Source organism: Collinsella aerofaciens, assembly GCF_020181355.1.
GTDB lineage: Bacteria > Actinomycetota > Coriobacteriia > Coriobacteriales > Coriobacteriaceae > Collinsella.
The window spans coordinates 997265-1023957 of sequence record NZ_CP084004.1; the positions used below are offsets into that span (position 1 = coordinate 997265).

23 protein-coding genes are annotated in these 26693 nt (G+C 60.2%); 22 read left to right on the plus strand and 1 reads right to left on the minus strand.

Translation table 11 applies throughout. The features are described 5' to 3' along the window. Positions 1-298: 298 nt before the first annotated feature. From LCQ44_RS04320 to LCQ44_RS04395, 16 genes are all read left to right on the plus strand, one after another. Positions 299-784, plus strand: a complete 486-nt coding sequence (locus LCQ44_RS04320) for an RrF2 family transcriptional regulator (RefSeq protein WP_138341664.1) — start codon at positions 299-301, stop codon at positions 782-784. 21 nt (positions 785-805) lie between these two features. Then, positions 806-1711 carry an HhH-GPD family protein gene (locus LCQ44_RS04325; protein WP_055285277.1) on the plus strand — a complete coding sequence of 302 codons (906 nt, stop codon included), beginning with the start codon at positions 806-808 and terminating at the stop codon, positions 1709-1711. A 114-nt stretch (positions 1712-1825) separates the two neighbouring features. Further along, positions 1826-2365, plus strand: a complete 540-nt coding sequence (rbr, locus tag LCQ44_RS04330; protein ID WP_055285276.1) for a rubrerythrin — start codon at positions 1826-1828, stop codon at positions 2363-2365. Between the two features lie 279 nt (positions 2366-2644). Then, entirely contained in the window at positions 2645-3277 is a 633-nt protein-coding gene (locus LCQ44_RS04335; RefSeq protein WP_225094153.1) for a hypothetical protein, read from the plus strand. A 463-nt stretch (positions 3278-3740) separates the two neighbouring features. Then, a complete protein-coding gene (locus LCQ44_RS04340; RefSeq protein WP_225094154.1) occupies positions 3741-4163 on the plus strand; it encodes a hypothetical protein in 423 nt (140 codons plus the stop codon). Positions 4164-4286: 123 nt separating this feature from the next. Further along, the gene (locus LCQ44_RS04345) at positions 4287-4817 is read left to right on the plus strand and encodes a DUF6036 family nucleotidyltransferase (protein WP_225094155.1); all 531 of its coding nucleotides are present in this window, start codon (positions 4287-4289) and stop codon (positions 4815-4817) included. Next, a complete protein-coding gene (locus LCQ44_RS04350) occupies positions 4814-5377 on the plus strand; it encodes a hypothetical protein (RefSeq protein WP_225094156.1) in 564 nt (187 codons plus the stop codon). Before LCQ44_RS04345 ends, LCQ44_RS04350 begins: the two co-directional genes overlap by 4 nt. Positions 5378-5428: 51 nt before the next feature. Next, the gene (locus LCQ44_RS04355) at positions 5429-6784 is read left to right on the plus strand and encodes a DNA recombination protein RmuC (protein ID WP_225094157.1); all 1356 of its coding nucleotides are present in this window, start codon (positions 5429-5431) and stop codon (positions 6782-6784) included. Positions 6785-6909: 125 nt separating this feature from the next. Then, the gene (locus tag LCQ44_RS04360) at positions 6910-8712 is read left to right on the plus strand and encodes an ABC transporter ATP-binding protein (protein WP_225094158.1); all 1803 of its coding nucleotides are present in this window, start codon (positions 6910-6912) and stop codon (positions 8710-8712) included. Between the two features lie 63 nt (positions 8713-8775). Beyond that, complete coding sequence (gene nth, locus LCQ44_RS04365; protein WP_225094159.1) at positions 8776-9441, plus strand: endonuclease III; 666 nt, start codon at positions 8776-8778, stop codon at positions 9439-9441. A gap of 118 nt (positions 9442-9559) precedes the next feature. After that, positions 9560-10606, plus strand: coding sequence for a zinc ribbon domain-containing protein (locus LCQ44_RS04370; protein WP_225094160.1), 1047 nt, complete (start codon positions 9560-9562; stop codon positions 10604-10606). Positions 10607-10814: 208 nt separating this feature from the next. Beyond that, on the plus strand, positions 10815-12281 hold the full coding sequence (locus tag LCQ44_RS04375; protein WP_225094161.1) for a hypothetical protein: 1467 nt from the start codon (positions 10815-10817) through the stop codon (positions 12279-12281). Between the two features lie 222 nt (positions 12282-12503). Further along, complete coding sequence (mfd, locus tag LCQ44_RS04380; protein WP_225094162.1) at positions 12504-16136, plus strand: transcription-repair coupling factor; 3633 nt, start codon at positions 12504-12506, stop codon at positions 16134-16136. Positions 16137-16192: 56 nt separating this feature from the next. After that, complete coding sequence (locus LCQ44_RS04385; RefSeq protein WP_225094163.1) at positions 16193-17056, plus strand: phosphatase PAP2 family protein; 864 nt, start codon at positions 16193-16195, stop codon at positions 17054-17056. Between the two features lie 45 nt (positions 17057-17101). After that, positions 17102-18127 (plus strand): threonine aldolase family protein, encoded by a 1026-nt coding sequence (locus LCQ44_RS04390; protein ID WP_225094164.1) that lies wholly within the window; start codon positions 17102-17104, stop codon positions 18125-18127. A gap of 74 nt (positions 18128-18201) precedes the next feature. After that, positions 18202-18792 (plus strand): GNAT family N-acetyltransferase, encoded by a 591-nt coding sequence (locus LCQ44_RS04395; RefSeq protein WP_225094165.1) that lies wholly within the window; start codon positions 18202-18204, stop codon positions 18790-18792. Positions 18793-19336: 544 nt separating this feature from the next. Here LCQ44_RS04395 and LCQ44_RS04400 read toward each other — a convergent pair. After that, positions 19337-20059, minus strand: coding sequence for a GntR family transcriptional regulator (locus LCQ44_RS04400; protein WP_225094166.1), 723 nt, complete (start codon positions 20057-20059; stop codon positions 19337-19339). 205 nt (positions 20060-20264) lie between these two features. Here LCQ44_RS04400 and LCQ44_RS04405 point away from each other — a divergent pair, with 205 nt between their 5' ends. The 6 genes from LCQ44_RS04405 (at position 20265) to LCQ44_RS04430 (ending at position 26539) form a co-directional block, all read left to right on the plus strand. Further along, positions 20265-21257 carry an SIS domain-containing protein gene (locus LCQ44_RS04405; protein ID WP_006235139.1) on the plus strand — a complete coding sequence of 331 codons (993 nt, stop codon included), beginning with the start codon at positions 20265-20267 and terminating at the stop codon, positions 21255-21257. A gap of 231 nt (positions 21258-21488) precedes the next feature. After that, positions 21489-22571, plus strand: a complete 1083-nt coding sequence (locus tag LCQ44_RS04410) for a DMT family transporter (RefSeq protein ID WP_217750340.1) — start codon at positions 21489-21491, stop codon at positions 22569-22571. 183 nt (positions 22572-22754) lie between these two features. Further along, the gene (locus LCQ44_RS04415) at positions 22755-23678 is read left to right on the plus strand and encodes a PTS sugar transporter subunit IIAB (RefSeq protein WP_225094167.1); all 924 of its coding nucleotides are present in this window, start codon (positions 22755-22757) and stop codon (positions 23676-23678) included. A gap of 36 nt (positions 23679-23714) precedes the next feature. Further along, positions 23715-24509, plus strand: coding sequence for a PTS mannose/fructose/sorbose/N-acetylgalactosamine transporter subunit IIC (locus tag LCQ44_RS04420; protein WP_195246997.1), 795 nt, complete (start codon positions 23715-23717; stop codon positions 24507-24509). A gap of 13 nt (positions 24510-24522) precedes the next feature. After that, complete coding sequence (locus LCQ44_RS04425; protein ID WP_225094168.1) at positions 24523-25356, plus strand: PTS system mannose/fructose/sorbose family transporter subunit IID; 834 nt, start codon at positions 24523-24525, stop codon at positions 25354-25356. Positions 25357-25555: 199 nt separating this feature from the next. Beyond that, positions 25556-26539 (plus strand): SIS domain-containing protein, encoded by a 984-nt coding sequence (locus tag LCQ44_RS04430; RefSeq protein ID WP_035136781.1) that lies wholly within the window; start codon positions 25556-25558, stop codon positions 26537-26539. The last annotated feature ends 154 nt before the right edge of the window (positions 26540-26693 follow it).

Genomic DNA, 26693 nt, shown 5'->3' on the forward strand with positions numbered 1-26693 from the left:
GAACGATCGCCCTGGTGCATCTTCGCCCAGAATCCCCGCGCCTTCGGGAACGCAAGTAAAATCTAATAAGTATATCTGTCTGAACAACAGCTTTGTTGCGCAACACCTGTTCTACGAGACAGGGGGTTAGGTTATACTAAATTGCACTGTGCGCCGCATCTGATGCATTTCGCTCCAAGCGCGGCACTCAGTGGATATCCGATTTACCATTTGGAGGTCCTGGCGGTCATTTAGCGTCTCGACACAAGCTCGGCCCCGGAGCTCGTTCGAGCTGTTCGTATTCCTTGAAAGGGGAAAAATGGACATATCGAGGAAGACTGATTACGCCCTTCGCATGCTGGCGATGCTTGCCGAGGATCCGGAGCGTTTGCTTTCTGTTCGCACCGCTGCCGAAGAGGTCAATGTCCCGTATTCGTTTGCCCGCTCGATTCAGCACGGTTTGGTCCAGGCCGGTATTGTGGAGAGTCTGCGTGGCGTCCACGGTGGCATGCGTCTCAAGGTCAGTCCGGACGACGTCACTATCCGCCAGGTCGTCGAGGCCGTTCAGGGTCCTATGGTTATGAACGATTGTACCGCGCCCGATGGTGACTGTGCGCGCATGGGCGCGTGCTGCTATCATCCCCTGTGGGCCGGAGCCCAGGCGTTGATGCGCGACTACCTCGATTCCGTTTCGCTCGGCGACATCGTCGCTCACCGCCAGTTCCCGGCCGTCGATCCCAAGTTCGCCGACCGCGAAGCGTTTCCCGAGTACGCCACCTGCGCGTGCGCTTACCGGGAGGAATAGCGCCGCATAAGGAGCATAGCCATGATTCAGGACCCCTTTCGTTCGATGATTCGTTCGGAAGGGGTCCTGCGTTATCGCGACCTTCCGTGGCGCCGCACACGCGATCCGTACATCATTTGGCTTTCTGAGGTCATGCTGCAGCAAACGCAGGTGCCGCGTGTGGAGGCGCGCATGCCGGTGTGGCTCGATCGTTTTCCGACTGTGCAGGCGCTTGCCCAGGCCGCGCCTTCCGATGTTTTGGACGCTTGGCAGGGCATGGGCTACAACCGACGCGCTCTGGCGCTTCATGGGGCCGCTCAGCGCGTTGTAGAGGACTGGGACGGGGAGTTTCCGCGTGAGACGCGTGACTTGGTCGCTCTGCCCGGCATTGGCCCGGCAACGGCGCAGGGCATCCGTTCGTTTGCGTTTGATCTTCCAGGCGTGTATCTAGAGACCAATGTGCGCACGGTCTTTTTGCATCATTTCTTTCCCGATGTGCCGGCCGTTCCCGATCGCGAGCTGGTGCCGCTGATTCAAGCCGCCTGTCCGGCGGCCCCTGGTGCGGCGGCGGATGAGATTGCGCCCTTTGCCGTGCCTCAAGACGATGCCGACACGCCGCGCGCATGGTATTACGCGTTGCTGGATTACGGCGCGTATCTTAAAAAGACGCTGCCCAATCCGTCCAGGCGGTCGGCGGGCTATAGTCGTCAGTCCAAGTTTGAGGGCTCGCGTCGCCAAAAGCGCGCCCACATTGTGCGCATGCTGCTGGCGGCGCGCGATGGACAACCGGCAGGTATTACGCTCGATGAAGCCGTTGCAGGCGTTAACGAGATGGAGACGGCAGCCGGCCGAGAGCCGGTCGAGCGCGAGCTGGTCGCAAGCATTCTTGCCGATCTGGAGCGCGAGGGCTTTTGCGGCTCCGAGGGCGATCGTTGGCTGAGTGTGTAGCTCACTCGAATCTGAAGAACGGGATTGTAAGGTTTAAATTCTCGGCATGAGGGCATCCTTAAAGCAAGGCCGCTCAAAGTCTGTGGGCGGCATGCGTTGAAGGGAAGTACACCTATGGATTTTGAGAATTCCCAAACCAAGAAGAACCTCGAGACCGCTTTTGCCGGTGAGTCCCAGGCACACACCAAGTATCGCTACTATGCATCCAAGGCCAAAAAGGACGGCTACGTTCAGATCTCGAATATTTTTGCCGAGACGGCGGGCAACGAGTCCGAGCACGCCAAGCTGTGGTTTAAGTATCTGCACGACGGCGCCGTTCCGGGCACTCTGGACAACCTGCGCGACGCCGCTGCGGGCGAGAACTACGAGTGGACCACGATGTACGACGAGTTCGCCAAGACCGCCGAGGAGGAGGGCTTTGTCGAGATCGCCGAGAAGTTCCGTGGCGTCGCCGCCGTCGAGAAGGCCCACGAGGAGCGCTACAACAAACTCGTCGAGCGCATCGAGTCGGGCGAGGTGTTTGAGCGTGAGGGCGTGAAGGTGTGGAAGTGCCTGAACTGCGGGCACCTGCACGTTGGTGCCGAGGCGCCTGAGGTGTGCCCGGTGTGTAACCACCCGAAGGCGTACTTTGAGGAGCAGGTGGTGAACTACTAGCGCTTGGCGCTGGCGTGAGCTGGGCCGGGAGGGCCGGACTACCTTCCCTCCTCGCTCACGGCTTCGCAGGGTCGCGTTGAGGGAAGGTAGTCCGGCCCTCCCGGCCCGCTTTGGTTCGTTGCGTGCTCGCTACAGAAAAGCTGATAACTAAGTTTGTGTGCCGCCCCTATCGGGGCGGCACGTTTTTGTATGGGGACTGGTTGGGACGGCACCGTTCATGGGTGGGGTACACTGGGTGGCGACTTTTAGTTTATCTACTACCTGATGGGGTGTTTTTGTATGGGTAAGAAGTCTCGGGCTCGGGTTGCTGCGGCGGGAACTCGCAAGGATCCTGGTCGTCGGGTTGCCGAGGGTAAAAAGGTCGATCGTGTCGAGAAGGACAAGAAGGTTGGCGCGCATGCTCATCCTGAGTGGGCGCCTCACCTCAATACGGCTAGCGAGGATCTGACTGCTAAGTTGTTTACTCTGGTCGAGGTTATCTTGGGCGTGGTGCCCGTGGTGGTCATTGGCTTGTTCTTGGCTTCGAAAGATGCCCCGAGTGTCGATAAACTCACCGATGTCTTTTCTCAGGACCCCTCGATGGTGGTTACGTTTATCTCTGCGTGCCTGCAGCCGTTTGTGGCGTACATGCTGTACATGATTTATCGCAAATACTGCGAGGGCGATGCGGGCTTTGCCGCCGGAAACCTGATTGGCCTCTTGTGCTCCGAGATTTTGCTGCTCAATATTCCCGGCGTCATCGGCATGGGCATCTTGCTGTGGCGTGTCTGGCGCAACGTCGCCCCGCACTTTGAGAGCTGGTTGTTTGAGCGCCGCGCAATGGGCGTGCTGGCAGACATCGCGGGCTCGCTCGTGATTTTAGCCTTGGCGTTTATGTGCGCCACCGCCGCCCGCGGTCTCGCGGGCATGTAGTCTGTCCTCACCGACCACGGAGCGCAGGGCAACTGCTGGTTTCACCGCTCCGGACGTCAGACCCGCGGCGCATCCCTTTCCCTCTCGCTCACGGCTTCGCAGAGTCACGCGAGGCAAAGGCATGCGCCGCGGGTCTGACGACGCGGGCTTGCCAACGAGTTTTGGCTAATAGATTGGTTTGTGTGCCGCCCCTTTGGGGCGGCACTTTTTGTGTGGGGTCCCGGTCTCCACAATTTTCGTCAAGCTTTTGGTTAGATTTTGGTCAGTTGGCGTAAGGGTGGAAGGCCAAAAGATTGCTGGCGAAAAAAGCTCAGAGAAAGTGCTGGTAGGGGAGTTGTTGAGCTTTTCGACAGCTTTTGAGCAAAAGAAACTTTGTGGCTATTGCCGGCGATTGCGTTGTCGCGGTCATGGCGGTGCGGGATGCTGGTCGTAAGCGTCGAACGCTCCGATTTTGGAGGCCAACATGGACCTGTTTCTTGAGACCCCACAGCAACAAGCCGAGCGCATGCTGCGGCAGCAGCGGCGGCTTATAGAGATGCAAATGCAAGGGGTAGCCGCCCAGCCCCCTGCGCAAAATGCCACGCCTGCGGTTTCGCCTGCGGGCAGATCGGCGCCAGAGAACTATTCCGTACAACAAGATTCATATGCGCAGGAGCTTGCGTTCGACAAGCGCCGCACGCGTCACCGCCGCGTGGGCCAGCGCCTGCGCACGTTAGCGATGATTGTACTGATCCCGTTGGGACTCGCAGCAATCTTCTTGGCCTCATATGCCTTCACGTGCATTCTCAACGGCGCCTCACCCAATGAGGTGCTTCAGCACTTGGCAGCTCTCGGCCAGCGCCTAGGCGACGTCATAACAACCATCCGCGCCGGCTGGGAGAGTTAGCGTTTGTCACATTAGGACTTCCAGGGTGTACGAATTATCGCCACGAGCAGAATTCTTGCATCCTGTGGGTCCTGTCGTGCGACTGAATAGTATTATTGAAGATAAATAATAATAGGATTTGCTATGTATAAGCAGGATTTAGAGCAGACTCTTTTGGGCATTGACGAAGAGGCGGAGCTGGAAATAGGTCCAAGAGACGACAGGCCGAACGTTGTATTGGTGGGAGGAAGCGCCTTCATGCTAAACGATGTGACGAATCGTTCGGTTACACATGACATTGATGTGTTTGAGGCAGACAGGTGCCTCCGCGAGATCATAGCTCGATACCCCGAGGTGAATGGTATGGCGGTGGCATATTGTAATCAGATGCCGTTCAATTACGAAGATCGTTTGATTCCCTTGGATATTGGGGCGCGCTTTATCAGGTACTTTACGCCATCCTTGGAGGACCTGGCGGTAATGAAGCTCTATGCCTACCGTCCGAACGACATCGTCGACCTCCATAGTCGAGCGTTTATCGACCGACTTGATTGGGATCTGCTCGAACGGCTTATATTCGACGAGGGCGAGGCGCTGGCGTCGTCGCCTTCGGAGCGGAGTTATCAAGAGATGGTCTGCGCATACAGCCAATACAAAAAGGAGGTGCTCGGTTGAATCTGACCTTTGAGGGATTCTTAAAAGGCTATTGCCGAGAGCTATCCGGACAGCAGTCGCTCAGTTTTAGAAAACTGGTTAAGCAAGCGACGACGGTTGCGCCGCGCGTGGCGGAGCCCCTGTTTTTGCTCGCTTTGGCACAGGGTAAAGCCGAATACGTTCTGGGCTTATCCGAGGGTTCGTGGATGGAAGAGGGTTACCGAGGCGTTTTGTCCTTGTACGATCAAGCGGGCGGCATGGCGTCTCTATGCGCCAAAAGTGAGCTCCCTAACCGTTATGCCAACGTTTGGCGTGCGTATAGAGCGGTGAAGGAAAAGCCAGTGGCGGACAGAAGAATCAACGCCCTGATGCGAAAAAGAACGTTGGGAGCGCTAGAGGAATCGGGCGTAACGCGCTACGGTCTCTGCCGCGATTTGAATCTGAATAAGGGAAACGTGTACGCATATTTAGCCGGCGATGACTCAAAGGTGAGCAGGGAGACGGCGCGCCGCATTATGGAATATGCGGAGGAGAGGGGCGCCCAAGAAGGGGCCGGGCGCCCGGTGCGTATGGCGGGGTAAGATTGATCGCGGTTTTGATTGGTGCTCGATTGGGTTTGTTGGGCGGAGTCTATGTCTGCTATTGATATCGTGCTTGCTGTGACCGCCTTGGTGGCGGCGGGGGTTGCTGTGGCTTGTGCCCTGCAGCTCAAGGGCCTTCGCGCCGAGCTGCGGGAGCGCGGCGACAGCGGGGCAGAGATGCTGGCTGCGCTCGAGCAGGCCAACAGCACGCTCGATGCCCTCAACGTCGCGCTGGCAGAAACCCGCCGCACGGCAAACGCCATCGCGCAGCAGCAGACGACCGACGCCGCCGTGGAGCAGCAACGCTACCTGACCATTGCGCGCGAGTTCTCGCAGGCCGGCGACCGCATGGATGACCTGCGCCGCGAGACGGCCCAACAGCTCGGCGCCAACCGCGAGGGCATCGAGCACCGCCTGGACAAGGTGCGTGAGACGGTCGATGCCCAGCTGGGCGCCATCCGCAAGGACAACAACGTGCAGCTCGATCAGATGCGCGCGACGGTGGACGAGAAACTCTCCCGTACGCTCAACGATCGCCTGTCTGCATCGTTTAAGCAGGTGAGCGACCAGCTCGAGGCCGTGTACAAGGGCCTGGGCGATATGCAATCTATCGCCACCGGCGTGGGCGACCTTAAGCGCGTGCTGGGCAATGTGAAGGCGCGTGGCATTTTGGGCGAGGTGCAGCTGGGCGCAATCCTGGCGGACATCCTTACGCCCGACCAGTATCTGGAAAACGTTGCCACCAAGCCCGGCGCCTCGGAGCGCGTTGAGTTTGCTGTCAAGCTGCCGGTGGACGAGGGTGATCCCGTGCTGCTGCCGATCGACTCCAAATTCCCGGGCGATGCGTACGAGCATCTGCTCGACGCCCAGGAGTCGGGTGACGCTGAGGCCGTCGCCGCAGCGCGCAAGACGCTCGATATGATGGTGAAGCGCGAGGCAAAGGACATCTGCGAAAAGTATCTGAGCGTGCCCGCGACTACCAACTTTGGCATTATGTTCGTTCCGTTTGAGGGGCTGTACGCCGAGGTCGTCAGCCGCCCCGGGCTTATCGAGACCCTGGGCCGCGACTATCACGTCAACGTTGCCGGCCCCAGCACCATGGCGGCCATCCTCAACAGCCTGCAGATGAGCTACCAGACGTTTAGGTTGCAAAAACGCACCGATGACGTGCTGCGCGTGCTTTCCGCCGTCAAGGCTGAGCTGCCGCGCTATCAGGCGGCGCTACGCCGCGCCCAACAGCAGATCGAGACTGCGGGCAAGACGGTCGAGGGCATTATCACCACGCGCACCAACGTTATGGAGCGCAAGCTCAAGGACATCGATGCGCTGGAGGATGCCGAGGAGGCCGACGCGATTCTGGGCTTGGAGTCCGCAGGCTTACTCGCGGGCCAGGAAGACGAGGGCTAGCCGCAACGGACGGCGGGGCGTCGGCGCAAGCGCGAGGCGCGGGCGCTTTTCGTATCGTGCTTGCCTGAAGCGCACTTCAATGTGCAACAATGGCGTTTCGCCCTATCAGACGCGAAAGGAAGCCCATGTCTCAGAGAAGCACCAGTCCGCTCAAACGCTCCACCGTGCGCCGCACGCTACAGCGTTTTTGGGACGTCACGCGCACGCAGCCACTGATCGTCTTTCTCTCGGTATTCTCGTCGGCGGGTTATATCTTTTTGCTTACGTTTGCCAACACCTACGTGATGGCCCTTATCGTCGACCGCGTCCAGGCCGGCCCCGTGGCAGGCGACCAGGTGTTTGAGGTCTTTGGTCCTTACATTCTGGCGCTCGTGCTCGTTAACCTGATAGGCCAGATCCTCTCCAAGCTGCAGGACTACACCGTCTACAAGCTCGAGATTGCTGGTAACTATCACCTGGCGCGCTTGTGCTTCGACACGCTCTCCAATCAATCCATGACATTCCACACCAGTCGATTTGGCGGATCGCTTGTGAGCCAGACGAGCCGTTTTATGAGCGGTTACACGGGTCTGGTGGACGTGACGGTGTATTCGCTCATCCCCACTATCACCTCGGTTGTCTGCACGGTGGCGGCGCTCGCCCCGGTGGTGCCGACGTTTACCGTGATCCTGGTGGGCATCATGGTCGTCTACATTGCGTTTGTCTGGCTTATGTACAAGCGCATCATGCCGCTTTCGGCCGCGACGTCCGCTGCGCAGAACAAGCTGTCGGGTGTGCTTTCCGACGCGGTCACGAACATCCTGGCCGTCAAAACCTGCGGGCGCGAGGACTTTGAGCGCGACCTGTTCGATGCCGCCGACCGCGCCGCGCGCGACGCCGAGACGGTTTCGATGCACGCCATGATGCAGCGCAACTTTACGACCTCGGGCCTTATCGTCATTACCATGGCCGTGGTGAGTGTGTTCGTCGCGGGCGGCAACGCGTGGTTTGGCATCTCGGCCGGCACGCTCGTCATGATCTTTACCTATACGTATAACCTCACTATGCGTCTGAACTACGTGAGCTCCATGATGCAGCGCATCAACCGTGCGCTGGGCGATGCGGCCGAGATGACGCGCGTGCTGGACGAGCCGCGTCTGGTGGCGGACGACGCGAATGCCCCCGAGCTCAAAGTGACCGAGGGCGCGATTGATTTTGAGCACTTGAGCTTTGCATACCGTGACGCCGCGGCAGGCGAGAGCGTGTTCAACGACCTGACGCTTCATGTGGCGGCGGGCCAGCGCGTGGGCCTGGTGGGCAAATCGGGCTCGGGCAAGACGACGCTCACCAAGCTGTTGCTGCGCCTGGACGACGTGCAGGGCGGCCGCGTGCTCGTGGACGGTCAGGACGTCTCGCGCTGCACGCAGCAGAGCCTGCGCCGCCAGGTTGCCTACGTGCCGCAGGAGGCGCTGCTGTTCCACCGCTCCATTCGCGAGAATATCGCCTACGGCCGCCCCGGCGCTACCGACGAGCAGATTCGCGAGGCTGCGCGTCTGGCCAACGCGACTGAGTTTATCGACCGCTTGCCCCATGGCTTTGACACCATGGTGGGCGAGCGCGGCGTTAAGCTCTCGGGCGGCCAACGCCAGCGCGTGGCCATCGCCCGTGCCATCCTCACCGACGCGCCGATTCTGGTGCTCGACGAGGCGACCTCTGCCCTGGACAGTGAGTCCGAGGCGCTGGTGCAGGAGGCGCTCGAGAACCTGATGCGCGGCCGCACCTCCATTGTGGTGGCGCACCGCCTGTCCACTGTGGCGGCGCTCGACCGCATCGTGGTGCTGGCGGAGGGCGAGATTGTCGAGGACGGCACGCATGCGCAGCTTGTCGAGGCGGGCGGCGAATACGCAAGCCTGTGGAGCCGCCAGACCGGCGCATTTTTGGAGGCGTAAAGACCCCATACGTGGGACAATCGTGCCCATAGGTTTGTTATGCCGCTGAGCCGAGGAGTCGTTATGCCACGCGAGACCAATGCCGCCAAACGCGAGCGCGCCATCGAGGTATGCGAGCGCCTTAACCGTCGCTATGGCCCGGTTGAGTGCTTCTTGGACCACGAGAATCCCTTTAGGCTGCTCATCGCGGTACTGCTCTCGGCTCAGACGACCGACGCGCAGGTCAACAAGGTGACGCCCCAACTGTTTGCCCAGTGGCCCACGCCCGAGGCCATGGCCGGGGCAAGTGTGACCGACGTGGCGGACACCATTAAGTCACTCGGCTTTTATAAGAGTAAGGCCAAGCATGCCGTGGAGGCCGCGCAGATGATCGTTGCCGACTACGGCGGCGAGGTACCGGCCGACATGAAGGAGCTTGTAAAGCTGCCGGGCGTGGGGCGCAAGACAGCGAACATCGTGCTCAACGTGGGGTACGGCATCGTGGAAGGCATCGCGGTGGATACGCACGTCAACCGCATCGCGCACCGCCTGATGCTGAGTCCCAAGACGCACGCCAAAGAGCCGCTCAAGACCGAGCAGGATCTGCTCAAGATCTTGCCGCACGAGTATTGGGAGTCGGTCAATCACCAGTGGATCACCTTTGGCCGCGAAATCTGCGACGCCCGCAAACCCAAGTGCGACGAGTGCCCGCTGGCAGACCTTTGCCCCAGCGTACGCGTGACGGGGTAGGGCCTGACACGTTTTGCCGGCACCCGAAGACGGCGACTAATGTTGCGCAACACATTTGGGCCGCGAAGGCTCAATATGATGGCGACAGATGCCGTTTGTTGCGGGGGGATGCCTGAATATGTTTTGCACCAAGTGTGGCTCCGAGATGCCCGACGGAACCGATTTTTGCACGAACTGCGGGGCACGCATGGGCGCCGCTTCTCCGGCTGCCGCGCCTTCTGAGCCCGCACCGATGCCGGCGGCAGGGATACCTTCCGTGCAAAAGAAATCGCATAAGCGGGCGGTGATTATCGGCATATGTGTAGCGGGCGTGCTCGTTGCCGGCGGCGCTGCGCTGGCGCTGACCGGCGTGCTGGGTCCGCTTGGGCAGGGCAACTCATCGCAGATTACGGTACTTGGGTCCGACGAGGGTTCGGCCGAGCATAAGGACAAGGGAAGCGCCAAGGAGAAGCCTGCCGAAGAGCAAGAGGAGCCGGAAGAGCCCGGGCAGACGGGCAGCAGCGTAAAAGTCGACCTCAATGACCAGGCAACCTATGCCGCCGCGAATCTGTTCCTGTCGAACTTTACGGAGGAGCACTTCGATCGGGACTGGTATCAGACGGGCGGCTTCGATTCGACTGACGGCCTTTCTGATGACGAGAAATACAAGCTGGTTAAGTTTATCTGGTGCCATTTTATTGACAACGCGCCGTATCGAATCGAGAAAGGCGACTATGACAACGGTAATAGCCAGCGTGTGGCGACTGATGTGATCAATAGGGAACTCAACCGCTTGACGGGTCTGACGCTTTCCGATGCCGATATGACTTATGACAGAACGCCGGAGGGGCAGGCGATTCCTGATTCGGCCGAAGCGCATGACGGGTACTTGTATCTGAAGCAGGAATACGGCCAGGGAAATTACAACCCATCGTGTGCCATCGTTACGGGCGCGACTGACCTTGGCGACAACATCTACGAGCTCACCTATGAGGTCTACAGTGCTGGCGGCATGTTACTTCCTTCCGACATCCCCGAGAGCACCTACGGCCTGCCAAAGGACCAGTTCATCGCCGCAATTCAAGCGGATGCATCCATGGGCCGTACCGAGACTTGCACGGTCCGCGTCGCGCAGGGTGACGGCGCTCCGATCTTCACACTGCTTAAAATGGGCGTCTACGACTAGACTCGGCGTATAGCTCACTCTGATAGCGCCAGACGGCTTGCCCGTCTGGCGTTTTTTGCGGGGCTGTGCATGCGCTTGAGCAGGAGTATATGTCGCCGCCTGCCGCCCCATGCAAAAATGTGTTGCTAATTTAGAAGCTTATTCAAGCGCGCCGAAGTCGCGGCGTGCTGGCGTAGCATGAGCAAAAAATCAAGCAATGGAGGGTAACGTGGCAATATCGAAGACGCGAGAGCTCGAAGATTATTTTGAACGCATCGTGCGCACGCGCGAAGGCGACCTGCCTGGTCGTCGCAAAGGCGACGAATACTTGTCTCAAACCCATGCGCTCTACCATGGTGATCCTGCGCCCTGGGCTCTGACGCCAAAGATATTCGACAAGGATATGACGGCGCTTCTTAAGGAGGCCGCCGAGCGCATGTACGGCATTATGGACAAGGTGACGCGGGCGTTTTGTTCCGATGCCTCCGTGCGTGCGTGGTTTCGCATGGATCCGGCTTTTGCTGACCTGTGCGCTATGGATGCCGGCTATGACTGTCAGATTCCCCTCGCGCGTGTCGATATCTTTCTTGACGAGGACACCGGTTCGTATACGTTTTGTGAGCTCAATACCGACGGCAGTGCCGGAATGGTAGTGACCGATGCGGTCTGTCAGGCAGTGCGAATGACGCCTTCCTTTGAGGAGTTTGCATCCGACCACCCCGGCTTTCGGCAGTACGATTTGTGCGGTAGCTGGATAGACGCATTGTTTGAGACCTATGCAGAGTGGAAGCTGGCCCATCCTCGCCGCACCGAGGATAGTGCACGATTGGACGACGGGGCCCGCGTTGACGAGGGGCTCTATGCACCGCAATCAAAGATATATCCCGCTTCGGTGGCAATCGTCGACTATTCGGAAAGCATCGACTTGGAAGATGCGGCTCATTTTGTCGACCTTATGAGGCGACGGGGTGTGGTGGCGCGCTTTGCGGATGTGCGCGACCTGCGGATTGGCGAAGACGAGAGCGGTGCTAGGCGGCTGTGCGATGCCGCCGGTCCTATTGATTGCGTTTGGCGGCGCGCGGTGACCGGCGAGCTGTGGGATAAGCCGTGCGACGGACGCTCGGCCTTAATCGAGGCGGCTCAAGAAGGGCTCGCGTGCATCGTTGGTGGTTTTAGAACGTGGCCGTGTGCGACTAAGACCGTATTTGCATTTCTGTGGTCTCGGGCCGGTCAGTCCTTGTTGAGCCCGGAGGAGCAATCGTTTGTACGGGAGCATGTGCCCTATACCGAGATTTTGGACGAAAGCGCCCAGTTGTCGAGATTTGCCGAAAAGGATCGATGGATTGTCAAGCCGTGCGGCGGCTACAACGCGGTTGGCGTTGTTGCCGGCTTGGATGCCACGGAACGGGAATGGTCCCAGGTGCTTGCTCGCGCTGCGGCCGCTGGGGCGATTGTACAGGAGTATGCTCAGCAGTATCAGACTCCCTGCTTGCGCGGAACGCTTGTCAATGGGCCGCATCGAGGAGAGGCACCCAAAGGACTTGTGGATGATCTTGGTTTTGCGCCCGCTTCTAATATGGAAGGCCTGTACCTGTATCGCGGTCGTTTCGCGGGCGTGTACACACGCGTCGGCTTTGCCAACACCATAGGCGAGTGGACGAGCCGCTTGAACGTTGCGAGCTTTTTTGAGGAATAGCCGTTTCTTGGGGCACCTTCCGTGGTTGCGGCGTTCGAAGTGACGGGGAGATTTTGGCGAAGCCGATGAGCCCGGTTCTATCTGGCGTTTTTGTTGCGGGGCTGGGCGTACGCCTGAGCTGGAGTCCTCTTCATGCGCTACCATGACAGACAACGAATTTGACGAACGACCCGCTGAGCTTGCCTCGGCGGGCTTTTGGCGTTGCAATGCCGGAGGAACAGCATGCTCATTCACCGTATAGCCGCGCAGCTCTACACTGCCGAGGCACTGCAGACCGTCGAGGCCGGGCTCGATGCTGGCGAGGACGTGACGCTGGCCGTGTCTCAGTCGGGCCGAACGCTTATGGCCGCCGCCCAGTTTGCGCGTCGTCCGCGCCCCACGGTCTACGTTGTGAGCGGCGAGGATGCGGCCGATCGCGCCGCACGCAGTCTGGCCGCCTATGTGGGCCTGGCGCACGTGTGCCGCTTTCCCGAGCGCAAGGACTACCCTTGGCGCGAGCAGGCGCCCGACGACGCCGTGGTAGCCCAGCGCTGCGAGGCACTCGGGCGCATCGTGCGCGGCGACAACTGCATCATGGTCGCCTCGGCCCGCGCGCTGCTGCGCTGCGTGCCGCCGGTCGAGAGCCTCTACTGGGAGTCCACTACTTTTGCGGTGGGCGAGGAGATTCCTTTTGACGAGGTGCCGCAGCGCCTGGTGGGCATGGGCTACACCAATGCCGGCGCCGCCGACGCGCCCGGCCTGTTCCGCGTGCACGGCGACACCGTCGAGGTGTTTCCCGCGCAGGAAAAGGCGCCCGTGCGCATTGAGTTCTTTGGCGACGAGATCGACCGCATCCGCCGCATGGTGAGTTCAACGGGCCAGACCATCGGCAACGAGGACAGCATCGAGATCTTCCCCTGTCGCGAGCTGGCGCTTACCGACGAGGCCGTTCACAACATGCATGTGGCGCTCTACCGCGCCAGCCAGGACGACAGCAAGTTGGCGGCGCTGCTCGAGATGGTGGATGCGCGCATCGTCACGCCTGAGCTCGACCGCTTTTTGCCGGTGATGTACGGCCAGACCGTGAGCCCGCTATCGCATGTGAGCGGCAAGGCGCTCGTGGTGCTGTCCGAGCCGCGCTCGCTGTTCGACGATTGCCTGCACGCCTACGAGGATATCGAGGCACGTGCCGGCGAGGCGGGTGTCGACCGCCTGGACGGTCTGTACGTGCGTGCCCAGCAACTCGACTTTGGTTCCCAGCAGCGCCTGAACTACGTGAGCCTCATCCGTGCCGGCGGTGCGGTGACGGCCGAGCTCAAGATTGAGCAGCCTGCCATCGCAGGCTCGGACAACCGTTTTATGACGCGCATCCAGGAGGTCGTGGGCAAGCGCTATGCCTGCGTGTTTGCCATTCCCGACCGCGGTGCGCGCGAGTCGATGGAACTCACCTTTGGCGACGAGGGCATTACCTTTGAGGAATCGCTGACCGCGGCGCCCGAAAACGCCGGCGCTATCGGCGAGCGCGTGCGCGTGGCAGCGGCGGATTCCGCCGACCGTGCCGCACGCCAGGAGGCCCATGCCTCGATTCGCGAGCGTAAGGCCGATGCGCTCAACGCCCGCTCGCTCGAGGCGGGCGCCGCGCAGGCTGCCGCCGGCGCCGCCGTGCCCACGATCTCGCGCGGGCGCGTGACCTTTGTGGACGCTGCCCTGCCGCAGGGCGTGGTGGTGCCCGACGCCAACCTGGCCGTGTTCTCGATCGCCGACCTCAACGCCCGCATGGACGCCAACCGCGCGCGCAGCCGCCGCAAGGTGGACATTACGCAGATCACCTTCCCGTTTAAGCCGGGCGACTATGTGGTGCACGCTACCCACGGCATCGCGCTCTTTAGCGAGATCGCGCGCCAAGAAGTGGGCGGCAAGGAGCGCGACTACTTTTTGCTGGAATATGCCGATGGCGACAAGCTCTACGTGCCGCTCGAGCAGGTCGACCGCATCACGCGCTATGTTGGCCCCGACGGCGACAAGCCGCGCCTGACCAGGCTCAACACCGCCGACTGGACGCGTGCTACCAACAAGGCGCGCAAGAATGCCAAAAAGCTGGCGTTTGACCTGGTCGACCTCTATACGCGTCGCTCGTCGATTACCGGTATCGCCTGTCCGCCCGATACGCCCGAGCAGATCGAGATGGAGGAGAGCTTCCCCTACGACGAGACGCGCGACCAGCTGGAGGCCATTGCCGACATCAAGGCCGACATGGAGGCGCCCAAGCCCATGGACCGCCTGCTGTGCGGCGACGTGGGCTTTGGCAAGACCGAGGTCGCTCTGCGCGCGGCGTTTAAGTGCGTGGACTCCGGCCGCCAGGTCATGGTGCTCTGCCCCACGACCATTCTTGCCCAGCAGCACTACGAGACGTTCTTTGAGCGCTTTGCCCCGTTTGGCCTTGAGGTCGAGGTGCTCAGCCGCTTTCGCACGCCGGCGCAGCAGAAGCGCGCGCTCAAGGCGTTTGCCGAGGGCACGATCGATGTGCTCATCGGCACGCATCGTCTGCTTTCGGCCGATGTGAACCCCAAGAACCTGGGCCTGGTGATCATCGACGAAGAGCAGCGCTTTGGTGTGCAGCACAAGGAGCAGCTCAAAAACCTGCGCGAGCAAATCGACGTGCTCACGCTCTCGGCAACGCCGATTCCGCGAACCATGCAAATGGCCACGAGTGGCGTGCGCGACATGAGCCTGATCACCACACCGCCGACCGGGCGTCGTCCCGTGATCGTGCACGTGGGGGAGTACGACCCCGACGTGGTGAGTGCGGCGATTCGCCTGGAGGTGGGCCGCGGCGGTCAGGTGTATTACGTGTCCAACCGCGTCAAGACCATCGACGATGCCGTGGCACGCGTGCACGAGGCTGCGCCCGAGGCGCGCGTGGGTGTGGCACACGGCAAGATGAGCCCGCGCGAGGTCGAGGACGTGATGATTGAGTTCGCGACCAAAAAGATTGACGTGCTCATCGCTACGACCATCGTGGAGAGCGGCATCGATAACGCGACCGCCAACACGCTCATCATCGAGGACTCGCAGCGCCTTGGCCTGGCGCAGCTCTACCAGCTCAAGGGCCGTGTGGGTCGCTCTGCCACGCAGGCATACGCGTACTTTATGTTCCCCGGCGAGCTGCCGCTTACCGAGGAGGCCACGGCGCGCCTGACCGCGCTTTCCGAGTTCCAAGACCTGGGCAGCGGCATGCGCATCGCCATGCGCGACCTGGAGATCCGCGGCGCCGGCTCGCTTATGGGTGCCGAGCAGCATGGCAACCTGTCGAGCGTGGGCTTTGACCTGTTTACGCAGATGCTGGGACAGGCCGTGGCCGAGGCACGTGGCGATGACGATGCCGGCGTGGAGGCGGCGAGCGTGGGTATCAACCTGCCGGCCGACTACTTCTTGTCCGAGGAATACCTGCCGGCGGTGGACCAGCGCGTGCTCGTGTATCGAAAGCTTGCGGCGGCAGAGGACCTGGAGAGCATCGACGAGGTGCAGGAGGAGACCGAGGCCGCGCATGGTGAGCTACCGTTGGCGGGCCTCAACTTGTTTAACCGCGCGCGCATCCGCATTCGCGGCGAGCGTCTAGGGCTCGAGAGCGTCACGCTTAGCGGCGGGCGCATTACCTTCCTGGGCGTCGACGTGCCCAAGAAGGTGGCCTTTGAGCTCAAGAATCGCTACGGCGCGGTGAACTTCCCCAAGAGCCGCAAGCTGTCGGTGCCCTACAAGGCGGGCGCCGGTGCGGGCAGCGGCCTGGGCCGCGGACTTGATGCCAACGACGGCACCGGCCCCGTGGCGGCCGCCCTCATGCTGCTGCAGCAGCTGGGCGCGTCCGACGATGATTAACGGGTCGACGCCGTAAACGCTCCATTTGGGCAATCTGGTTCCATCAAAAGGAAAGCATGTTCGGGTACATCTATAAGAAAGACGCCGCTGCTATAGCGGTTATCCTTGCCCTTTGCCTGGGCGTGGGCAGCTTCTTCGATTATCGGATCTCGAGTGCGCTGTTCAACATCGGCAGCATGTACGGCCGCTTTATCGAGGCCGCCGGCGAGCTGCCGTTTGAGCTGACGGCGAGCGTCGCGGGCGTTATGCTCGTGCGCGCGGCGCGTCCCGACTCTAGGGGGAGCAAATGGTTCGCCGTGCTCGGCATCCTCGTCAACGTTGGCCTGGCCGGCTACGAGATCGTCTCGTCCCTGAAGGTTGGCGGCAAACTCATCGCCGTTCAGCTGGTGCTGACGTTTGCGTTGGTCATCGCAGCCAACTTCATCGCCTACCGCCTTACGCACGACACCGCGCCTGACGAGCTCACACGCTGGGCGTTGATGGTACTTGCCGTGTGGGTCGCTCAGGCCATTATCCTCAACGTGATTGTTAAGCCGCTGTGGTCGCGCCCGCGCATGCGCGTGATCGAGGTCACGCCAGGGCTCAATTTTCAGCCGTGGTGGGTGATCGGCAACCCCGACAAGTGGGCCTATATTGCCGCTGGCGTGATCAAGGACGGCTTCAAGTCGTTTGCGAGCGGACACACGGCGCACGCGGCGATCGGCCTTATGCTCGCCGGGCTTCCCGCAGCGGCCTTTAAGGAAAAGCCGTCGCGCCGCCGCGTGGTCTTTTGGACGGCGGCTGTGGTCGCGGCGCTCGTCGCCTTTGGCCGCATCGTGATCGGGGCGCACTTTTTGAGTGACGTGAGCTGCGGCTTTGCCCTGGTGCTGGCGCTTGAGTGTCTTGCCGCGCGCGTTGCCTATCCCAACGGCGTACAATAGCCCCGTTTGAATCATCGGGCCCGTGCCCGGCTAGAGAGGATTGCCATGCTCGCGTTTAACAACGATTATTCCCACGGCGCACATCCGGCGGTGCTGCAGGCGCTCGTCGACACCAATATGGAGCCGCAGCCCGGCTACGGTACCGATGCACATACCGAGCGTGCCAAGCAACTTATTCGCGAGGCCTGCCAGGCCCCCGATGCCGACGTGTTTTTTCTGGTGGGCGGCACGCAGGCCAACGCGACGGTGATCGACATGCTGCTCGCGCCGTACGAGGGCGTCGTTGCTGCCGAGACCGGCCACGTCGCCTGCCACGAGGCGGGCGCCATCGAGTTTGGCGGCCACAAGGTACTCACCATCCCCGGCTACGAGGGCAAGATGCATGCCGAGGACCTCGAAAACTATATCCAGGTGTTCTACGAAAACGAGAGCTACGAGCACACGGTGTTTCCGGGCGCGGTGTACGTGAGCCTGTCGACTGAGTACGGCACGCTGTACTCCAAGGCTGAGCTCGCGGCGATTCACGCGGTGTGCCAGAAGCGCGAGATTCCGCTGTTTGTGGACGGTGCCCGCCTGGCCTATGCGCTGGCAGCCGACGAGTGCGACATCACCCTGCCCGAGCTGGCACAGCTGTGCGACGTGTTCTACATCGGCGGCACCAAGTGCGGCGCGCTCTGCGGCGAGGCCGTGGTGTTTTGCGGCATGCACGCTCCGGCGCATCCCATTCCGCGCATTAAGCAGCACGGTGCGTTGCTGGCCAAGGGCCGCCTGACGGGCGTGCAGTTTGAGGCGCTCTTTACCGATGGCCTGTATTTTGAGATTGGTCGCCAGGCGATCGAAACCGCGCAGGCGCTTCGTCGCGTGCTGCACGAGCGCGGCTACCAGTTCTTCTTGGAGACGCCGACCAATCAGCAGTTCGTGATTCTGCCCAACGATGACATGGCGCGCATTCGCGAGCATGCCTCGATCGAGTACTGGGAAAAGTACGACGAGACCCACACGGTGGTGCGCTTTTGCACCAGCTGGGCCACGACGCAGGAGGACATCGACGCGCTGGCGGCTGTCCTGTAGCCTGATGTAATGACGAGGGGCCGCCTTGCGCTGGGTTTGGCGCAGGGTGGCCTTTGCTTTTGGGGAAGGGTTGTATGACCGAGATGTCCGAGCCGACGATTCGCCTAGCGACGTCCGAAGACGCGCCGGCGTTGCTTGCCATCTATGAGCCATATGTGCGCCAGACGGCGATTACCTGCGAATACGAGGTGCCGAGCGTTGAGGAGTTCGCCGGGCGCATCGAGCGTACGCTCAAGCGCTACCCGTATTTGGTGATGGAGCTGGACGGGCGTCCGGTAGGCTATGCCTATGTGAGTCCGCTCAACAGCCGCGAGGCATACGACTGGTCGGTCGAGACATCGATTTACCTGGCGCGCGACGTGCGTCATGGCGGACTGGGCCGCAAGCTGCATGACGCGCTTAAGCAATGCCTGATCGCGATGGGCATCACCAACATGTGCGCCCTCATCGCCGTGCCGCACGACAAGGACGACGAGTACCTGTCGCACAACAGCCAGGACTTCCATGCCCATATGGGGTATCGCCTGGTGGGCGCCTTTGACCGCTGTGCCCAAAAGTTCGGTCGCTGGTACGACATGTGCTGGATGGAGCTAGTCCTAGCCGAGCGCACGCCCAACCAACCCAAACCGACCTGGTTCCCCGACCTCCCCAAACCTGCCATTTAGGGACAGGTTTATTTTTGGCAGGTTTTATCTGGGCAAACGTTGCAAGCCGCTGCGAAGGATGCGGATACCTTCGCGGCGGCTTTTGTTTTGGGTGTGTATGACCAAGGCGATTGACCTGCGGATGCAGCAAAGCTCCAGATAAAACCGACCAAACTAGACCTGTCCCTTTTTGGCAGGTTTTTTGCTGTCTTGTGGCATCAAATCGCCGCAAGAAGCACGGCGTTCGTATGCTATTTTGACCTGAATCGTCCCCTCGGGACGCCTTGCGAGCTAAGTGAGTAGACTTTTTGGCGCAGGGCGAGCACAAAGCGCATCTGCCTTACTAAAACCGCAGGTCACAGAGATGGCTGTTTTGGGTGTGCTCGGCAGATCGCGAAAAGTCTACTCACTTAGGTTTACGGTGCTGGATATTCTGGACAGGAACAGTTGAGCTTGGACGGCGTGCGTTGCCAGGCGATGCTGGCATTTGCGCCATGCTGGTTTGAGATTTTATAAAAACCGCAGGTAAAACGTATATTAGGTGCATTTTGCCTGGTTTGGCGCGCTAGCCGATGGGCTCGGTGTATTTGGCACGGTCGGTGCGTTGGATGCGCTTGGAGATGTGCAGCGGGCGGCCGTCGGTGTCGTAGACGTAGTCGGTGATTAGGATCAGCGCCTGCCCGCGCTCAACGTTGAGCAAAAACGCCTCGTTTTGCGAGGCATAGCACACCTCAAAGGTCTTATGTCCCTGTGCTGGCGCTCGATGGAATTCTTGGCGCAGCGTCGCGTAGAGCGAACCGTTGATATCGCGATCGATGAGCGTCTCGAAGCTTGGCGGCAGGTAGGTGGTCTCCAGGCACAGCGGCACGTCGTCCAGGTAGCGCAGGCGGACAAGTTTGACGAGCTTGCTGCCCACGGCGGCGTCAAAGAACTTAGCCATGCTGCCGGCCGCCTTGGCAAAGCCCGAGTCCACGGTGCGCGTGGTGGGCTTCATGCCCTGACCTTCGACCTGCTTGGTATAGCTCGAAAACACCAGGTTGTTCTCGTGGAGCGCCGGCGTGTCGGCCACAAAGGCACCACGCCCGCGCTCGGTGCGAACCAGACCCTCATCAACGAGCACCTTAAGGGCATGGCGCACGGTGCTGCGCGACAGCCCCGATTCGTCCATGAGTTCCATCTCGGACGGCAGCTTGTCTCCGCGTGCGTAGATGCCGGCGGCGATGCGGTCGCGCAGCATGCCCGCCAAGTGCTCGTATTGGGCCAGTTTCTTTTTAGACGAAGCGTTCATGCGATCAACCTGTATCTAACTTGTATGCGAATCTAATCAAGCATGTATTCAATACAACAACAAAACCGCTGGTAGCCAATTATCAAAAATCGCATCAGCAAAATTTCTAAGATAAATATAGCATACAACTAGTCGACATAACCAAAACATGTATGTAACTTGTATGCCATCGAGAGCATCAAACGAGAAGAAAGGCTGATGCACGATGACTACTCAGGAACAGGTTAAGGATGTCGTCTCCCAGGTTTTGGCTGACAAGGCAGACAAGGGCGGCATCAAGCGCGTCGTGTGGATTGGCGCTGGCGGATCCAACGGCGGCAACTATCCTGCCCAGTACTTTATGGAGCACGAGGCCACGCAGGTCGTGAGCTCCAGCTACACCAGCAACGAGTTCGTGCACGCCACCCCGGCCTACGTCAACGAGAACACCCTGGCCGTCGTCGTGTCCATGCGCGGCACCAAGGAGACCATCGTTGCCGCCCAGGTCGCCAAGGACCACGGCGCCAGCACCATCGCCATCTATGTTGACGAGTCCGGCCTCACCGAGGTCTGCGACTACAAGATCCAGTACGACAGCCTGGCCGTCGATGAGTCCTGTATGGGCCGCACCAACTCCGCCGTCGTGACCATGATCGCCATGGAGCTTACGCAGCAGACCGAGGGCTATGCCGAGTACGAGACCGCTATGGCCGCCTTCGACTTGGTTGACCCCATCTATCGCAAGGCCGTCGAGTACACCCGTCCGCTCGCTGCCAAGTGGGCCGAGCAGAACGCCGACAAGCCCTGCATCAACGTCATGGCCCAGGGCCCGCTCTTTGGTGCCGCCTACGTCTTTAGCATCTGCAACGTGCAGGAGATGCTGCAGATCGACTCCTGCACCATCAACACCTGCGACTTCTTCCACGGCCCCTTCGAGATTCTGGACAAGCGCACCTCGCTGTTCCAGCTCATCAGTGTCGGCCGCAGCCGCTGCAACGACGAGCGCGGCATCCGCTTCGTCAACCAGTACGGTGGCGAGCGCGTCTATCAGCTCGATGCCAAGGAGCTTGGCCTCAACGACATCAAGGACAGCGTGAGCGAATACTTCAACCACCTGATCTTTGCGCCGATCCTCAACAACGTGTATATGCGCGCGCTTTCTGCCGTCACCCACAAGGACTACATGACGCGCCGCTACATGTGGAAGCTGGACTACTAGGGGATAGAGCGGCCTAACAGCTCGATGTCCTCATAAGTTGTGGTGGAATAGTTCCTGTTTGGGGGTTTGAAGCCTCTATTTAGGAACTATTTCACCGCAACCGCCCAGTAATCCGCTGGGGACGGAGGAAAACGGATCACTTTTCCGCTCGCCGATTTGTGTCTTGAAAAATGTATATAACGACTATAACGTAGTGTGAAACATATTGGAAACAATACCGAGGAGGCTGCGTTGAAGAAAAGCAATCTGGGCTATGTGCTGGTGCTGATCGCCGCGCTTATGTGGGGCAGCATCGGAATCTTTGTAAAAGGCATCTCGGCCCTGGGTGTTTCGTCTCAGAGCATGGCGGCCTTTCGCCTGTTGTCAGGTGCCGTCTTAATGGCTCCGGTCTTGGCGTTCATGGGTTGCCAGGGAGGCGATCGTGAGGGAAAAGCATCGGGTCCCCTGGCACTGTTCAAGGCAAGTCCTAAAGAGCTTGTTCCCTGTGCGCTTCTTGGCATTATCGGCCTCGCTACCGCTAACACGCTTTATTACGAGTGTATGGGCGAGGTGGGCATGTCCACGGCCTCGGTGCTGCTCTACACCTCGCCGGTGTTTGGCGTCATGCTCGGCCGCGTGCTTTATCGCGAGGATGTGACTCCCAACAAGCTCGTTGCCATCGCTTTTAATATCGGTGGCTGTGTGCTTGCAGTGACCAATGGCGACCTTTCCGGTTTCCATTTTTCGGTTTGGGGCGTCACGTCGGGCGTGATTGCGGGCTTTTGTGGCGCGTCGCTCGCGGTGTTTAGCCGGATAGCAACCAAGACGGTCCACCCGCTGGCTGTCACGTTTTGGGGCCTTGTTTTTGGCGGTGCGGTTATGGCGGCTATCGCGGCTCCGTGGCCAGATGTCGCCGCGGCAATGTCGCCTCAGCTGCTGCTGCTGTTCCTTGGTTTTGGACTCATCCCCACAGCCGTGGCCTATGTCTTATATATGCAGGGTCTGTCCATGGGGCTCGAGACATCGAAAGTTCCCGTCGTAATGTCTTTCGAGACAGTCGTCACCGTACTGGTGGGCATTGGCATCTACGCCGAGCCCGCCGGCGCGATCAAGGTCCTGGGCATCGTGCTGGTGCTCGCGTCCATCCTGATCATGAACACCGACTTCTCCAAGCTGCGCAACAGTGTGTTTGTCGGTCATGTTGTTGAGAGCATGACCTTTAAGCCCAACGCGTGGTGGACGGAGAAATCGCAGGACATGGATCTGTTTAAGGAGCGCACCGGCATCGCGCTGGAGCCCACCGTGCAGGAAAGCCCCTGGTACTTTGTGCGATAGAGGATTGCGCGCAGGGTCTGACCTCGGGTTATCCAGCCAGCGCCGGCCTATCCAGCCCCAACGTTTCAAGTACGTTAAACCCGTCAACGGTCGATTTTCACCCGCGAACGGTCTTTATACTAATTAGCAATATAAGCGACGTATAAGACGTTATAATGACCATAACGAAAAGGAGGAGGCAAGATGAATCAGATCATTCTCGCATCTCATGGCGGCCTGGCCGCAGGCGCCAAAGACACGCTCGAGATGGTTCTCGGCGACGTGTCGAACGTCCACGTCGTGTCGCTTGCTCGTGACGACAAGGAGCCCATCACCAATAAGGTGGACGCTCTGATCGCCACGTTCAACGCGGACGACACCGTCTATGTGCTGACCGATATGCTCGGCAGCTCGGTCAACAACAGCATGGTCGAGCTTTCCAAGAACGGCACGAAGTTCACGGTTGTCAGCGGTTTCAACATTCCGCTGGCACTGACGCTCGCTATGAGCCCCGTCCCCATCAAGGGCGCCGAGCTCGCGGCCCTCATCAACGAGGCCCGTACCGGCCTGACCAACCCCAACGCACCGGTCGAGGCCGCTGCGGCTCCCGCCAAGAAGGCCAAGGCGTCCCGTCACAGCTCCGGTCCCGCCAAGATCGTCCTCGCACGTCTTGACTACCGTCTGCTGCACGGCCAGGTCGTCTTTACCTGGACCACCAAGGTTCAGGCCGAGCGCATCATCGTCGTCGACAACGCTGCCGCCAACGATGACATCAAGAAGGGCGCTCTTAAGCTGGCCAAGCCCCAGGGCGTGCGCCTGAACGTCTTCACCGTCGAGCGTGCCCTCGCCAAGATGGACAAGCTCAACACCCTCGGCGAGCGCGTCATGTTTGTCTTTGGCAACACTGCCGAGATGCTGCAGTTCTGCCAGGGTTACAAGCTCGACGCCATCAACCTGGGCGCCACCGCCAACCACGACGGTGCCGATCAGATTGGCGGCAAGGACAGCTCCGTCTTCTTCGACGCCACCCAGAAGGCCGACGTCAACCAGCTGCTCGACATGGGCATTAAGCTCTACGTCCAGCAGACCCCTACGTATCAGAGCGTCGACATCGACGCCAAGCTGTAATCAACCAGGCTTTTGCCTGACTGAAAGGAGAAGGGTATGAATACGTTCATCAGTGCGGTGCTCGTCGGCCTCGTCGGCGTGTTCTGCATGTGGGACTCCCGCCTGCTCGGTCGTCTTAACTTCGAGCAGCCCCTCGTTGGCGCTACGCTCGTCGGTCTGCTGCTGGGCGATGTGCCCACCGGTCTTGCCGTCGGTGCCGCCGTCGAGCTCGTGTCCATGGGCCTGGTGCAGGTCGGCGCCGCCGTTCCGCCCGATATGGTCCTGGGCGGCATCGTGGCCGCTGCCTTTGCGTGCCTGACCGATGCTTCCGCCGAGACCGCCATGACGATCGCCATCCCGGTCGCCGTCCTGGGTCAGCTCCTCGGCATCGTGTTCCGTTCCATCATCGCCGTCCTCACCCATGTGGCAGATAACGCGATTGATAACGGAAAGTTCAAGACCGCCTACCGTATGCACATCTGCGCCGGCTCCGGTTTGTACGCCATCATGTACTTCCTGCCGATCTTCCTCGCCGTCTTTGTTGGCACCGACCTGGTTCAGGCCATCGTCAACATGGTTCCCGAGTGGCTGTCCACTGGTCTTAACGTTTCGACCAAGATCATGACCGCCTACGGCTTGGCCCTGCTGCTCACCATGATGATCAAGAAGGGTATGACTCCGTTCCTGTTCATCGGTTTCCTGCTCGCCGCTTACCTCAACCTGTCCGTCATCGCGGTCGCTCTGATCGGTGTGTGCCTGGCTGTCGTCTTCATGGGCTTCAAGTTCAACGGTTCCCATGCAGCCGCCGGTGTCGATTCCGACTACGATCCGCTCGAAGACGACGAAGACTAAGGAGGAACACACTATGGCAACCGCAACCAAGGACGTGTCCCTGAACAAGAAGGTCAGCCAGTTCTTCTGGCGCTCCTGGGCCATCCAGGCCTCTTGGAACTACGAGCGTCAGATGAACATGGGCTTCCTCTACGGTATGGTTCCCACGCTCGATCGCCTCTATCCGGACGAGTCCGACCCCAAGCAGCTTGCTGCTAAGAAAGAGGCTTACCACCGTCACATGGCGTTCTACAACTGCACCCCGCAGACGAGCGCTTTCATCCTGGGCCTCGCCGCCTCCATGGAGGAGGAGTACGCCAAGGATCCCGAGAACTTCAACCCCGATTCGATTAACGCGGTCAAGACCTCCCTTATGGGCCCGCTTTCCGGCATCGGTGACTCCTTCTTCCAGGGCACCATCCGCGTTATCGCCTTTGGCTTGGGCGTTCAGCTGGCTCAGCAGGGCTCCATCATGGGCCCGATCCTGGCCCTTCTCATCTCCATCGTCCCCTCCGTGCTGATTACTTGGTTCGCAGCCAAGATGGGCTATCAGGGCGGCCACGAGTACCTGAGCAAGCTTCAGGGCGGCGACCTCATGGAGAAGCTCATGTATGTCTGCGGCATCGTGGGTCTTATGTCCGTGGGCGGCATGATCGCTACGCTGATCGGCGCCACCACCCCGCTGCAGTTCGCTGAGGGCACCGTCGTGATCCAGGACATCCTGGACGGCATGATGCCCCAGATGATCTCCCTCGGCCTCACTGGCCTTATGTACTGGCTCATCAAGAAGAACGTCAACACCGGTTGGCTTCTCGTGATCGCCATTGTGGGCGGCATCGCCCTCTCCGCGGTCGGCATCCTGGCTTAGTCGCGACTAAGCGCCTAACCGCTTTCCCCCGGGGGCCTGCCTGGCATCCCATACCCCAGGCAGGCTTCCATCCCCAACATGCGACAATGGGACAGTCCCTTTGTCGCATCCTCAACGGGCCGGCGACTCGGTCCAAATCACGGTAACCCTGCGAGCGCCCGGCAATGTGGCGCCGCAAAAATTGAAAGGAATGTGTCAGATGTACGAGATCGACCTTAACCTCCCTAAGCAGATCGTCGCTGACGTCCTGTCCAACCACGAGATCCACAGCGTCGCTTTCGTCGGCTGCGGCGCCTCCATGTCCGACCTTTACCCCGCCAAGTACTTCCTGGCCAACAACACGGACAAGCTGAACGTTCAGATCTTCACTGCTAACGAGTTCAACTACGACACGCCTTCCTGGGTCAACGAGCACACCTTCGTGATCACCTGCTCCCTCGGTGGCTCCACGCCCGAGACCGTCGAGGCCAACAAGACCGCCAAGAAGCACAACTGCCCGGTCGTCTCCCTCACCAACAAGGCTGGCTCCGCTCTGACCGTCGACGCTGACTACGTCATCGTTCACGGCTTCCACGCCAACTTCGCTGCCAAGTGCGAGAAGCCCGGCTACGCCATCGCTCTTGCTGTCGAGATCCTTCAGCAGACCGAGGGCTATGACCACTACGAGGACATGATCACCGGCCTCACCAACGTCTTTGAGCTCTGCGAGAACGCTGCTCAGTCCTGCAAGAAGCTCGCCAAGAAGTTCGCCGAGGACTTCAAGGACGACAAGATGATCTACTTCATGGCTTCCGGTGCCTCCGAGAAGATGGCTTATTCTCACGCCGCCTTCCTGTTCACCGAGATGCAGTGGATCGACGCCGCCGCCTACAACACCGGTGAGTACTTCCACGGCCCGTTCGAGGTTTCCACCGAGGGTAAGCCCTACGTCTTCTTCATGTCCGATGGCGCTACCCGTCCGATGGACGCCCGCGCCCTCACCTTCCTTAAGCGCATGGGCGCCAAGGTCGCTCTGATCGACTCCAAGGACTACGGCCTGGCTGACGCCGTGCCCGCGAGCGTCGTCACCTACTTCAACCCGCTGCTGCACCTCGCCGTTATGCGCGAGTACGGCAACCAGATCGCCGAGGCCCGTCAGCACCCGCTGACCATGCGTCGCTACATGTGGAAGCTTTCCTACTAATCACAAGTAAGTAGACCTTACGGGTTGATTGAGAGGGGATGGGGTTTGCGCCCTGTCCCCTTTTTTGCTCTGGGGAGGGCGTGTCTGCCGCGTCATAAAACCCCAGATAAAACCTACCAAAATAAACCTGTCCCTTTTTGGCAGGTGGGAGGAG